Origin of the sequence: Pseudomonas marincola, assembly GCF_900116605.1 — a bacterium.
GTDB classification, from domain to species: domain Bacteria; phylum Pseudomonadota; class Gammaproteobacteria; order Pseudomonadales; family Pseudomonadaceae; genus Aquipseudomonas; species Aquipseudomonas marincola.
The window spans coordinates 557,786-569,735 of record NZ_FPBC01000001.1 but is presented as its reverse complement, the minus strand read 5'-3'; the positions used below and the strand labels follow the sequence as shown (position 1 = coordinate 569,735).

Genomic DNA, 11,950 nt, shown 5'->3' with positions numbered 1-11,950 from the left:
TTTATCCGTTATTACTGAAGCATGCTCATGGCAGCTTCCATCGATGCGCTGAGGTCTTCGTCATCTTGCATGTCCACTTGCGGGTCCAGCCCGAGCTTGTGGAATGAACTGATGTCTGACCAGTCCATTTGGGCAAATGGATGATCGGTGCCGATGTAGCTTTGCAGCATGGCGACCTGGACGATGTCGGTGTAGTCGGTTTTCGCGCTGTTGCGTGAGAAGTTGAGTAACTGACCTGGCACAGTGGCGATTTGTTCGGGGAATTGCCAGGTGCGCAAAATCTTCTCGCCCAACACCGGGTGAATCGCATTGATTACGGCGTCCAGCGTTTGCGGGTCGGCCAGCAGTTCTTCGTGTTCTTCTGCGAAGGTCAGAATCGGCAGAATACCAATTTGATGGACCAAGCCCGCCAGAGTCGCCTGATCCGGCATCAGGCGCGTGTAATGACGGCACAGAACGTGGCTGATACCGGCAATTTCAGTGCTCTTGTTCCAGACTTCACGCATTTTCTGGTCGATGATGTCGGTGGTGGCTTGAAACATCTGCTCCATTGCCAAGCCTGTCGCCAGATTGCAGGTGTAGTTAATGCCCAAACGTGAGACGGCCATTTGCAGGTCGGTGATGACCCCGGCGGCGCGCAGCAGCGGGCTATTCACCACCTTGATCAGACGTGCGCTGATGGCCGCGTCGTTAGCCAGCACCTTAGCGATGTCAGCCGCACCAACATCCGGATCTTCAGCCGCTTCGCGCACGCGCAGCGCAACTTCGGGCAGTGTCGGCAGGGTCAGCGCATCATTGTCGATGGCTTGAATTAATTGCGCTTGGACTTTTTCTGCGAGGGTACTGCTCATGACGATTCTCTATAGGGCTTCAGCCAGCCGCAGTGTAATTAATTCTGCCAAATTCAAACATTTAGATGGCTGGTTTTGTGAGCCAGTGATCAGCAATGGTTTTTTCTAGCGCTGGATTTCCAGGTCCGAATTCAGCGTGTAAGGCAGGTCAAGCAGTGTCAGCGCCTCGCCGTCCGGTGCGCCAAGCAGGATGCGGCCATCGCTGATGGCGTCTTCCTGCACCACGGCGAGCAATTCGATGGCTGTCTCGCTGCGTGCCGCCATGACCACTTCGCCCACGGCCGAAGTTCGTTCAGGAGAGAACAGTGCCGTTGCAGGTTCTGGCAGTTCACTCGCCGCAACACTCAGGCGATACATGCGGCGTTTGAGTTTGCCCAGATACTGCATGCGCGCCACGATTTCCTGGCCGGTGTAGCAGCCCTTTTTGAAGCTGACGCCGCCGACGGCCTGCAAGTTGATCATCTGTGGGATAAACAGCTCGAACGCCGGCCCGAAGACCTGGCCGATACCGGCGCGAATCTGCCCCAGTAGCCAGTCGTTAACGGGGGCTTCTGGCAATTGAGCGCTCAGGCGCAGCTTTATTTCGTCGGCTTCGCTTGCCGGAACCCAGAGCTCGACACGTTCATTGCCCAGGTGCACGGCCATTAAGTTGTGCGCGCTGCTCACGCTCCCCGGCGTCGGGTTTAGCTCAAAGCCCAGCGCGAGCAGGGCGCCGTCACCTTTGTACAGACCAAAACGGGTCCATTCGGCGCTTTCGTCGAGCAGCTTCGACTTGGAGAAGACGGCGTATTTCTTGAGATCCGCCAGTTGCTTTTCGAGCAATTCACTGGCCATCGCCAGCAGATAGCCATCGTCTACCGCCAGCACGCGAAAGCTTGAGAGCATGCGCCCTTTGGGGTTGCAGCGGGCGCCAACGCTGGAAACCGTCGGGTTCAAGTAATTGAGGTTGCAGGTGATCTGGCCCTGCAGGAATTTATTGGCATCGGCGCCGCGAACGGACATGACGCCTTCGTGGCTGAGGGTGCAAAAAAACGCGGTATCGGCCATGGGAAACTGCTTATCACTGAATGAAAAGAGAGGGCGTAATGATAGTGCGCCTATAGGGTAATTGTCAGTGCGGATGTCGATCGCGGCGCTGCTAAATTCTGCTCGTCGTCTGCGCGGGTCAACAGCGGGCCATTTCGCCGTTATACTGGCCGGCTTAATCAATGTCTGCTTTATCAAGGATTCATCAGATGGTCGACTCGACTGAACTCAATCGCCTGTTTTGGCACAGCCGTCGCGGCATGCTGGAACTGGATGTACTGCTGGTGCCTTTCGTCAAAGAGGTTTACTCCTCGCTCGATGCGGACGATCAGGCGCGTTATCGCAGGCTGCTTGAGTGCGAAGATCAGGATATGTTCGGCTGGTTCATGCAGCGCGGCGAATCCGATGATCCGGATATTCAGCGCATGGTGCGGATGATTCTGGACCGTGTCCAACCGAAGTAATCGCTTCGAATGCCACTGGCAGCCTTCGCGGCGTTTGCTGGTGGCGTACCTGACTTTGCTGCTGGTGACGGTCGTGGTCCTGGTAAGGCTCGACCTTGCGCTCTGGTTGCGACTCGCGGGCTGCGGGTTGTGCCTGGCGCATGCGCTGTGGACGCTGCCGCGCGCGATACTGCTTAGCTCGAAATATGCCGTGAGCCGTTTGCGCGCTGATCCCGATGGCTGGTATCTGTACTCGCGGGCAACTGGCTGGCAGCCAATAGAGTTGCGTCGTGATTGTCTGGCGCTGCCTTATTGCGTGATTTTGCGTTATCGGTTGCCGGGCCGCTGGTGGGTCAGCGGCCTGTGCATTGTTCACGACTCCCTGTCGTTTACCGATCATCGGCGTTTGCGCGTGCGCCTGAAGTTCAGTTGGCACCCAGGCGCGGCTGCAGGATAGTGTCCTTGGCTTCGGTCAGCTGCTCCGGATAGTCCAGTGTGTAGTGCAGGCCGCGAGATTCCTTGCGCTGCATGGCCGAGATAATCATCAGCTCAGCCACTTGCGCCAGGTTACGTAACTCAATCAAATCCCGGCTGACCCGATAATTACTGTAGAACTCGTCGATTTCGTCGAGTAGCAGGCGTACGCGGTGTTGCGCGCGTTGCAGGCGCTTGTTGGTGCGCACAATGCCCACGTAGTCCCACATGAATCGGCGCAGCTCGTCCCAGTTGTGGGCGATGATGACGTCTTCATCCGAGTCAGTTACCTGGCTGGCATCCCATGTTGGCAAGCGGCCGGGCATGCTGATCTGTTCGAGTTGCGCAGTGATGTCTGCTGCCGCCGAGCGTGCATAGACGAAGCACTCAAGCAGCGAGTTACTGGCCATACGGTTGGCGCCATGCAGGCCGGTAAAGCTGGTTTCGCCAATGGCGTACAGGCCCGGCACATCGGTATGACCGTGCTGATCAACCACGACTCCGCCGCAGGTGTAGTGCGCAGCCGGTACCACTGGAATCGGCTCGCGGGTTATGTCGATGCCGAACTCAAGGCAGCGCTCATAAACGGTCGGGAAGTGGGTTTTGATGAAGTTGGCGTCTTTGTGGCTGATGTCGAGATAAACGCAATCAACCCCCAGGCGCTTCATTTCGTGGTCGATGGCGCGAGCGACGATATCGCGCGGCGCCAGTTCTGCACGTGCGTCGAAGCGTTGCATGAAGCGATCGCCATTGGGCAGGCGCAGTAACGCGCCTTCGCCACGCAGCGCTTCAGTGACCAGAAAGCTTTTCGCCTTCGGGTGATAAAGGCAGGTTGGGTGGAACTGGTTGAACTCCAGATTGCCGACCCGACAACCCGCGCGCCAAGCCATGGCAATGCCATCGCCGCAGGCGCCGTCCGGATTGCTGGTGTACAGATAAACTTTGGCCGCGCCGCCGGTCGCCAGAATCACGAAGCGGGCGGCGTAGGTGTCGACTTCACCGGTGTTGCGGTTCAGCACGTAAGCGCCGAGGCAGCGCTGACCGGACTGTCCAAGCTTGCGCTCGGTAATCAGATCAACGGCAACGCGCTGTTCAAGCAATTCAATATTGTGCCGCGCTCTGGCTTGATCCAGAAGCGCCTTGAATATAGCCGCGCCAGTTGCATCAGCAGCATGAATGATGCGCCGATGACTGTGGCCGCCTTCTCGGGTCAGGTGAAACTCGAAGCCGCCGTCTTCGCGAGCGGTTTCATCGTCCCGGGTAAACGGCACGCCTTGTTCGATCAGCCACTGAATGGCCTCGCGGCTGTGCTCGACCGTGAAGCGCACTGCGTCTTCGCGGCACAGTCCGGCGCCTGAGTTGAGCGTGTCCTCGACGTGAGATTCCACCGTGTCGGTGTCATCGAGCACTGCTGCTACACCGCCTTGCGCCCAAAAAGTTGAGCCGTTGGCGAGGTTGCCCTTGCTCAATACGCCTATTCTCAAGTGCTCTGGCAGCGTCAGTGCAAGGGTCAGGCCCGCAGCACCGCTGCCTATTACTAGTACATCGTGTTGATAATGCTGGCTCATTAGCTGAATCCGCGTGAATCCTGCCCCTAGTATATAGAGGGGTGGGGCGGCACAATAGCAGGCTTATGACTGGCTATGGTGTTTGGGAACTTTCTTAGCAGATTGTGTTCCATAACTAGTCACCCGAAGAGGGACAATGTCTGTGAAACGTGATCGTCTATCAAACATGCTGCTGGTTTGATGCGGTTCTACAGATGATTAAAGACTTAATTGCACAGCAAGGGCTACGGGTTGCTGTGTTGTTCCGTGCAAAATTCAAAATTGTTTTGCAGGAAGCTTGGTTGGAGGGGAGAACTTTTGCGCAATGTTCGAGTCTATTTTTGCAGGTCGGTTATTTGGCTAGCGCAAGGCTCCTCAAAAGTTAACGAGGAGTGTTCATGCTAACCCAGGAAGAGGATCAGCAGCTGGTCGAGCGCGTGCAGCGTGGCGATAAGCGAGCTTTTGATCTGTTGGTGCTGAAGTATCAGCACAAGATTCTCGGGTTGATCGTGCGTTTTGTGCACGACACCCATGAAGCACAGGATGTGGCCCAGGAAGCTTTTGTTAAGGCCTACCGGGCTTTAGGTAATTTCAGGGGTGAGAGCGCGTTCTACACATGGTTGTATCGAATCGCGATCAACACCGCAAAAAATCACCTGGTGTCACGCGGTAGAAGGCCGCCGGACAGTGATGTAAGTGCTGAAGATGCCGAGTTCTACGATGGCGATCACGCCCTCAAGGATATCGAGTCGCCAGAACGCTCATTACTGCGCGACGAAATTGAAAACACCGTGCACAAGTGCATTCAGCAGTTACCAGAAGATTTACGCACCGCCCTAACATTGCGTGAATTTGATGGTCTTAGTTATGAAGACATTGCCAGCGTCATGCAGTGTCCGGTGGGAACGGTGCGCTCACGGATATTCCGGGCGCGTGAAGCAATTGACAAGATCCTGCAGCCGTTGCTGCAGGATAGCTAAGGAGTCTTGGAGAAGGGTGCGAGTATCAAGCTGCAAAGCGCAAAAGTTCGAGCCGTACAGCTTACAGGTGGTAAGTGTGCAGATTGAGCTGCTTTCAAGTCTTGCCATACCCGCGCAGTACTTTTCAAAGACCCCACAAGACAGCGGCGACAGCCAAGAGAGGAACCGTCATGAGTCGTGAAGCCCTGCAGGAATCGCTGTCCGCGGTGATGGATAACGAAGCGGATGAAATGGAGCTTAGACGCGTACTGGGTGCAAGCGGCGATGCTGATTTGCGAGCTACCTGGTCGCGTTATCAGATTGCGCGTGCAGCCATGCACAAGGAGTTCATTGAACCGCGTCTGAATCTGGATATTGCCTCAGCAGTTTCTGCTGCTCTGGCGGATGAACCGCAGCCGGTTGTCGTTTCCGACAAAGTGGTCAAAGGCCCTTGGCGCACGGTCGGTCGAATTGCCGTGGCAGCATCGGTCACCGCAGCCGTTCTGGTAGGTGTACGCATGTACAACCAGAATGATGCGCTGAGCACGCAGTTGGCGCAGCAGAGCAATCAGCCTTCGCTGGTGATGCCACAGTCGCACGGCCCGGCAATGCTGGCAGGCTTCAACCTGTCGAGTGATGATCCGGCCAGTGTCGAGATTGACCCGAGCAAAGTTCAGCAAGGCTGGCATGAACAGCGTCTGCCTTCCTACTTGCGTCAGCATGCTCAGCAAGCCGCTATGAGCGTGACCGAAAGTGCATTGCCTTATGCACGCGCAGCAAGTCTGGAAAGCCGTTAAGGAGGCGCATGCGCTTTATTCCTGTTGCTGTCCTATTGCTGGGCAGCTTTACTGTTCTGCCTGCCTTTGCTGCAGATGCAAAGGCTTGGCTGGATCGTTTGGCAAGTGCTGAACACACGCAAAGCTACCGTGGTCGCTTCGTTTACGAGCGTAACGGTAGCTTTTCTACGCATAGCATCTGGCATCAGGTGGCGGCGGAGGGTGCTGTTCAGGAGCGCTTGTTGCAGCTCGACGGCGACGCTCAGGAGGTCGTCCGCAGTAATGGCGTCACTCGCTGCGCCAGCGGCGAGTTGGCAGACCCGGTGGTTGCAGGTCAGGCGTGGTCCGAGCGTGGGCTGAATCCCGAGCAACTGGCTAAATCCTACGAGCTGCGGCTGATGGGTGAATCCCGAGTGGCGGGGCGCAGTGCGGTCATTCTTGGCCTTGCACCGCGCGATCAGCACCGTTTCGGGGTTGAGTTGCATCTTGATAGCGAAACGGCGATCCCGTTGAAGTCCCTGTTGGTCAATGACCGCGGGCAAATGCTCGAACGCTTCCAGTTCACTGATTTCACCACCGATGCCGCTGCTGTCACTGCAGGCCTTGCGCCGAGTGACAACTGCAAGCCTGTCGACGCGCTTGAAAGCGATAAAGTCGTCACGCAGTCTTGGCATTCGGATTGGCTTCCTACAGGTTTCAACCTCACCAGCGTTACCCGCCGGCGCAGTCCTGTATCCGATGATACGGTCGAATGTCTGGTGTATGACGACGGACTGGCGCGCTTCTCGGTCTTTCTTGAGGCCTTGCATGGTGCGACGGTCGAAGATGCCCGCAGCCAGCTTGGGCCAACCGTTGCGGTGTCGCGCAAGCTGGTCACCAGCGATGGCGGCATGATGGTCACCGTGGTCGGTGAAATACCCCTCGGTACAGCAGAGCGGGTCGCCTTGTCGGTGCGTCCCGGCGCGGAGAAAGCTGTTCAATGATTGAAGAGACGGGGCGGGTGATTGCAGTTGAATCCGGCGCTGTCTGGGTTGAAACACTGCGAAAAAGTACCTGCTCCAGTTGCTCTGCCCAAGCCGGTTGTGGCCAGGGTTTGATGGACAAGCTTGGTGTCGACAGCCGCCGCGGTTTGGTGCGCGCGCTAAGCGATCTGCAGTTGAATGTTGGAGACTCGGTAGTAATAGGGGTGCGCGAAGACTTACTTGTTCGCGGCTCGCTACTGGTTTACCTGATCCCATTATTAGGATTGTTTGCGGCCGCGCTGTTGGCTTATGCAATGTCCTTGAGTGAATCGCTGGTCATTCTTTCGGGTCTATTCGGGTTGGTTGCATCCTGGTTCGGGGTGCGCTGGCGCAGTAGGCGTGTGTCTGATGATCCTGCGTTGCAGCCCGTAGTATTGCGTGCCTTGTTGGTAGGTGCTGCGGGGGTTTAAGCCGTGTCTTTAGTATTTCTGGATGGGAGAGTTGTATGTCGATGCCTAGCCTGAAGCTATGTTGGTCTGCACTGTTGTCAGTGCTGCTCCTGGGGCAAGCGGTTACCGCGCATGCGGAACTGCCTGACTTCACCGAGCTGGTCAAGGAAGCTTCGCCCGCTGTGGTCAATATCAGTACCCGACAAAAAATACCGGACAATGTCGCCGCCAACTCGGGTGGCATGTCTGTGCCGGATCTGGAAGGGCTGCCGCCCATGTTCCGCGAGTTCTTTGAGCGCAGCATTCCGCGTCAACCGAGTGCGCCTAAAGGTCATCAGCGTGAGGCTCAGTCGCTTGGCTCCGGTTTCATCATTTCCTCCGATGGCTACATCATGACCAACAATCACGTGATCGCGGATGCCGACGAAGTTGTCGTGCGCCTGTCTGATCGCAGTGAGTTGGAAGCCAAGGTGGTGGGCGCCGATCCGCGTAGCGACGTAGCGCTGCTCAAGGTCGACGCCAAAGACCTGCCGACAGTGCGCCTGGGTAAGTCGGAAGACTTGCAGGTGGGTGAGTGGGTGTTGGCCATCGGTTCGCCATTTGGCTTCGATCACTCGGTAACTGCCGGTATCGTCAGCGCCAAGGGCCGCAGCCTGCCAAATGAGAGCTATGTGCCGTTCATTCAGACCGACGTGGCGATCAACCCGGGTAACTCCGGCGGCCCGTTGTTCAACCTGAAGGGCGAGGTTGTGGGTATCAACTCACAGATTTTCACCCGTTCCGGCGGTTTCATGGGCCTGTCTTTCGCCATTCCGATGAGTGTTGCGATGGATGTGGCTGACCAGTTGAAGAACAGCGGCAAGGTCAGTCGTGGCTGGCTTGGCGTGGTGATTCAGGAGGTCAATAAGGATCTGGCTGAATCGTTTGGTCTGGAGAAACCAGCGGGCGCTCTGGTCGCGCAGATTCTTGACGACGGCCCGGCTGCCAAAGGCGGTCTGCAAGTCGGCGATGTGATTCTCTCGCTCAATGGCAAGCCGATTGATATGTCGGCAGACCTGCCGCATTTGGTTGGCGCGCTGAAGCCTGGCGAAAAAGCTGAAATGGATGTGGTGCGCGAAGGCGATCACAAGAAGCTGACGCTGACCATTGGATCGCTCCCGGAAGATTCTGAAGCGCTGGCGAGTGCCACTGGCCAGTCTGCCGAAAGCCACAGCAATCGCCTTGGGGTGAAAGTTGTCGAGCTGAGCGCAGAGCAGAAGAAAGGCCTGGATCTCAAAGGTGGCGTTGTCATCAGCGAAGTCCTTGACGGTCCGGCAGCTTTGATTGGTCTGCGTCCGGGTGATGTGATTACACACCTGAACAACGAGCCAATTCTGACAGCCTCGACTTTCGAGAAGGTCGCCAAGGCGCTGCCAAAAGATCGTTCGGTATCGATGCGAGTGCTGCGTAAAGGCCGCGCAAGCTTCATTACCTTCAAGCTTTCCGAGTAATTTCGGCAGCAAGAAAAGGGGCGATTTGATCGCCCCTTTTTTGTGCCTGCTGTCTGCACCGCTATAACTGAAGGTGGCTGCAATGCGCTTAGATGACCGCAGGGCGCTTTATTGGCCTGAGTATCGGCCCGCAGCCTGCGCCCGAGCTACGATTGAGGGACCTTAGATCACAGCTTGTGGCGCTATTGATGACTTGGCGGGGCAAAATCGAGTACACTCCGCGGCTATTTTCGGCGGGCAGTCGCCTGCGAACTTTTTTGAGTGTTGTCTTGTGAGTGACCTGAGCCACATACGTAATTTCAGCATTATTGCCCATATTGACCACGGCAAGTCCACGCTCGCCGACCGCTTCATTCAAATGTGCGGCGGGTTGACTGAGCGTGAAATGGAGGCCCAGGTACTGGACTCCATGGATCTGGAGCGTGAGCGTGGGATCACCATCAAGGCGCACAGCGTTACCTTGTATTACACCGCGCGCGATGGCAAAACCTATCAATTGAACTTCATTGATACGCCAGGCCACGTTGACTTCACCTACGAAGTCAGCCGTTCGCTGGCGGCCTGTGAAGGTGCATTGCTGGTGGTTGACGCCGGTCAGGGCGTGGAAGCGCAGTCGGTAGCCAACTGCTACACGGCGATCGAGCAGGGCCTTGAGGTCATGCCGGTGCTGAACAAGATGGACCTGCCGCAGGCTGAGCCTGAGCGGGTTAAAGAAGAGATCGAACACATCATCGGTATCGATGCCACCGACGCTGTGGCCTGTAGTGCCAAGAGCGGTATGGGCGTTGACGAGGTGCTTGAGCGCCTGGTGGCGACCATTCCGGCGCCGACCGGTGACATCGACGCACCGTTGCAGGCGCTGATCATCGACTCTTGGTTTGATAACTACCTGGGCGTAGTGTCCTTGGTGCGCGTACGTCACGGCCGCATCAAGAAGGGCGACAAGGTCCTGGTTAAATCGACCGGCAAGATGCACCAGGTCGATAGCGTGGGTGTGTTCAATCCAAAGCACACAGCCACCGCTGATCTTAAAGCCGGTGAAGTGGGCTTTATCATCGCCGGCATCAAAGACATTCACGGCGCGCCAGTGGGCGACACCCTGACCCTGTCGACCACGCCGGACGTAGACATGCTGCCAGGTTTCCAGCGCGTTAAACCTCAGGTTTACGCTGGCCTGTTCCCGGTGAGTTCGGACGACTTCGAAGACTTCCGTGAAGCCCTGCAAAAGCTGACATTGAACGATGCCGCCCTGCAATACGAGCCGGAAAGCTCGGATGCACTGGGTTTTGGCTTCCGTATCGGCTTCCTCGGCATGCTCCACATGGAGATCATTCAGGAGCGTCTGGAGCGTGAATACGATCTCGACCTGATCACCACAGCGCCAACCGTAGTGTTTGAGGTTGTGCTGAAGACCGGTGAGACGATTTACGTCGATAACCCATCCAAATTGCCGGACATCTCGACCATCGAAGACATGCGCGAACCCATCGTGCGTGCCAACATTCTGGTGCCGCAAGAACACCTGGGTAACGTCATTACCCTGTGTATCGAAAAGCGCGGTGTGCAGCGTGACATGCAATACCTGAGCAGTCAGGTGCAGGTCTCTTATGACTTGCCGATGAACGAAGTGGTACTCGACTTCTTCGACCGCTTGAAGTCCGTAAGCCGTGGTTATGCCTCGCTGGATTACAGTTTCGATCGCTTCCAGTCGGCCAATCTGGTCAAGCTGGATGTGCTGATCAACGGTGAGAAGGTTGATGCTCTGGCATTGATCGTTCACCGCGACAAGGCTCACTACAAGGGCCGTCAGTTGACCGAAAAAATGAAGGAACTGATCCCGCGTCAGATGTTCGACGTCGCGATTCAGGCTGCGATTGGGGGGCAGATTGTTGCTCGCACCACGGTCAAGGCACTCAGGAAGAACGTACTGGCCAAGTGCTACGGTGGTGACGTTAGCCGTAAGCGCAAGCTGCTTGAAAAGCAGAAGGCCGGTAAGAAAAGGATGAAGCAGGTGGGCAACGTGGAGATTCCACAAGAAGCCTTCCTTGCAGTTCTCAAGGTGGATAGTTAGGGCCTATGTCGATCAATTTCCCGCTTGTGCTTGTACTGGCCGTCGCTGTTTGCGGCGTGCTGGCGCTGTTCGATTTATTGGTGTTGGCCCCGCGTCGCCGCGCGGCCATCAGCCACTATCATGGTCAGGTCAGCGAGCCTGATGAAGCGGTAATTGAGCGACTCAACAAAGAGCCGATGCTGGTGGAGTACGGTAAGTCGTTCTTCCCGGTGCTGGCGATTGTGCTGGTCTTGCGCTCGTTTCTGGTGGAACCGTTCCAGATTCCATCGGGCTCGATGCGTCCGACCCTTGAAGTTGGCGACTTCATTCTGGTCAACAAGTTTGCCTACGGCATCCGCCTGCCGGTGATCGACACCAAGATTATCCAGATTGATGACCCGCAGCGCGGCGATGTCATGGTGTTCCGTTACCCGAGCGACCCTTCCATCAACTACATCAAGCGTGTAGTCGGTGTGCCGGGCGACGTGGTGCGGTACACGCCGGACAAGCACTTGTTTGTTAACGGCAAACCAGTTGCTCAGGAATTGCTCGGCGAAGAGGCCGGCAGCCTGGGCAGCGTTATGCTTTATGACGAGAAGCTGGGTGAGGTTGAGCACCTGATCCGCAAGGAAATGAAGCGTTATCACGCCGTTCCGGGTGGTGAGTGGACAGTGCCTGCCGGCCATTACTTCATGATGGGCGATAACCGTGACAACTCCAATGACAGCCGTTACTGGAACGATCCTAATATCCCCAAGCCCTTGCTGGGCATGGTGCCTGACCAGAATATCGTCGGTAAGGCATTTGCGGTGTGGATGAGCTGGCCTGACCCGAAATCGAAAAATCTGCCGAATTTCAGCCGTGTCGGCCTTATTCATTAATTTGAATAATTGTGGCGCTGTTCAAGTCAGCGCCGCTAGCTA

Annotated in this window: 12 protein-coding genes; 9 read left to right on the top strand and 3 right to left on the bottom strand. The window is 56.5% G+C overall.

Annotated features, from left to right (window positions below):
• Nucleotides 1-11 precede the first annotated feature (11 nt).
• Together BM395_RS02760 and ygfZ are read right to left on the bottom strand one after the other, a co-directional pair.
• A complete protein-coding gene (locus BM395_RS02760; protein ID WP_090508787.1) occupies nt 12-851 on the bottom strand; it encodes an HDOD domain-containing protein in 840 nt (279 codons plus the stop codon).
• A gap of 105 nt (nt 852-956) precedes the next feature.
• Nucleotides 957-1,898 carry a CAF17-like 4Fe-4S cluster assembly/insertion protein YgfZ gene (gene ygfZ / locus BM395_RS02755; RefSeq protein ID WP_090508786.1) on the bottom strand — a complete coding sequence of 314 codons (942 nt, stop codon included), beginning with the start codon at nt 1,896-1,898 and terminating at the stop codon, nt 957-959.
• Between the two features lie 188 nt (nt 1,899-2,086).
• Between ygfZ and BM395_RS02750 the strand changes: the two genes are divergently transcribed.
• Both BM395_RS02750 and BM395_RS02745 read left to right on the top strand, forming a co-directional pair.
• Nucleotides 2,087-2,341, top strand: coding sequence for an FAD assembly factor SdhE (locus tag BM395_RS02750; RefSeq protein WP_069899409.1), 255 nt, complete (start codon nt 2,087-2,089; stop codon nt 2,339-2,341).
• A complete protein-coding gene (locus tag BM395_RS02745; RefSeq protein ID WP_090508785.1) occupies nt 2,325-2,777 on the top strand; it encodes a protein YgfX in 453 nt (150 codons plus the stop codon). Before BM395_RS02750 ends, BM395_RS02745 begins: the two co-directional genes overlap by 17 nt.
• Here BM395_RS02745 and nadB read toward each other — a convergent pair.
• Entirely contained in the window at nt 2,746-4,362 is a 1,617-nt protein-coding gene (gene nadB / locus BM395_RS02740; RefSeq protein ID WP_090508784.1) for an L-aspartate oxidase, read from the bottom strand. The genes BM395_RS02745 and nadB overlap by 32 nt on opposite strands.
• A gap of 377 nt (nt 4,363-4,739) precedes the next feature.
• On the opposite strand from nadB, the gene rpoE reads away from it, so the two are divergent.
• The 7 genes from rpoE (at nt 4,740) to lepB (ending at nt 11,908) form a co-directional block, all read left to right on the top strand.
• A complete protein-coding gene (rpoE, locus tag BM395_RS02735; RefSeq protein ID WP_069899406.1) occupies nt 4,740-5,321 on the top strand; it encodes an RNA polymerase sigma factor RpoE/AlgU in 582 nt (193 codons plus the stop codon).
• A gap of 170 nt (nt 5,322-5,491) precedes the next feature.
• Nucleotides 5,492-6,097, top strand: a complete 606-nt coding sequence (locus BM395_RS02730; RefSeq protein ID WP_069899405.1) for a sigma-E factor negative regulatory protein — start codon at nt 5,492-5,494, stop codon at nt 6,095-6,097.
• 8 nt (nt 6,098-6,105) lie between these two features.
• Nucleotides 6,106-7,059, top strand: coding sequence for a MucB/RseB C-terminal domain-containing protein (locus BM395_RS02725; RefSeq protein WP_069899404.1), 954 nt, complete (start codon nt 6,106-6,108; stop codon nt 7,057-7,059).
• On the top strand, nt 7,056-7,508 hold the full coding sequence (locus BM395_RS02720) for a SoxR reducing system RseC family protein (protein WP_090508783.1): 453 nt from the start codon (nt 7,056-7,058) through the stop codon (nt 7,506-7,508). Before BM395_RS02725 ends, BM395_RS02720 begins: the two co-directional genes overlap by 4 nt.
• A gap of 41 nt (nt 7,509-7,549) precedes the next feature.
• Entirely contained in the window at nt 7,550-8,977 is a 1,428-nt protein-coding gene (locus tag BM395_RS02715) for a DegQ family serine endoprotease (RefSeq protein ID WP_212633012.1), read from the top strand.
• Nucleotides 8,978-9,248: 271 nt separating this feature from the next.
• Nucleotides 9,249-11,048: a translation elongation factor 4 gene (lepA, locus tag BM395_RS02710; protein WP_069899402.1), complete on the top strand. Its 1,800-nt coding sequence runs from the start codon at nt 9,249-9,251 to the stop codon at nt 11,046-11,048.
• Between the two features lie 5 nt (nt 11,049-11,053).
• On the top strand, nt 11,054-11,908 hold the full coding sequence (lepB, locus tag BM395_RS02705; protein ID WP_069899401.1) for a signal peptidase I: 855 nt from the start codon (nt 11,054-11,056) through the stop codon (nt 11,906-11,908).
• Nucleotides 11,909-11,950 lie beyond the last annotated feature (42 nt).

Bases quoted from the DNA above. Each gene is read 5' to 3' on its own strand.
- BM395_RS02760 (WP_090508787.1), bottom strand. From the start codon at position 851: ATGAGCAGTACCCTCGCAGAAAAAGTCCAAGCGCAATTAATTCAAGCC.
- ygfZ (WP_090508786.1), bottom strand. From the start codon at position 1,898: ATGGCCGATACCGCGTTTTTTTGCACCCTCAGCCACGAAGGCGTCATG.
- BM395_RS02750 (WP_069899409.1), top strand. From the start codon at position 2,087: ATGGTCGACTCGACTGAACTCAATCGCCTGTTTTGGCACAGCCGTCGC.
- nadB (WP_090508784.1), bottom strand. From the start codon at position 4,362: ATGAGCCAGCATTATCAACACGATGTACTAGTAATAGGCAGCGGTGCT.
- rpoE (WP_069899406.1), top strand. From the start codon at position 4,740: ATGCTAACCCAGGAAGAGGATCAGCAGCTGGTCGAGCGCGTGCAGCGT.
- BM395_RS02730 (WP_069899405.1), top strand. From the start codon at position 5,492: ATGAGTCGTGAAGCCCTGCAGGAATCGCTGTCCGCGGTGATGGATAAC.
- BM395_RS02725 (WP_069899404.1), top strand. From the start codon at position 6,106: ATGCGCTTTATTCCTGTTGCTGTCCTATTGCTGGGCAGCTTTACTGTT.
- BM395_RS02720 (WP_090508783.1), top strand. From the start codon at position 7,056: ATGATTGAAGAGACGGGGCGGGTGATTGCAGTTGAATCCGGCGCTGTC.
- BM395_RS02715 (WP_212633012.1), top strand. From the start codon at position 7,550: ATGCCTAGCCTGAAGCTATGTTGGTCTGCACTGTTGTCAGTGCTGCTC.
- lepB (WP_069899401.1), top strand. From the start codon at position 11,054: ATGTCGATCAATTTCCCGCTTGTGCTTGTACTGGCCGTCGCTGTTTGC.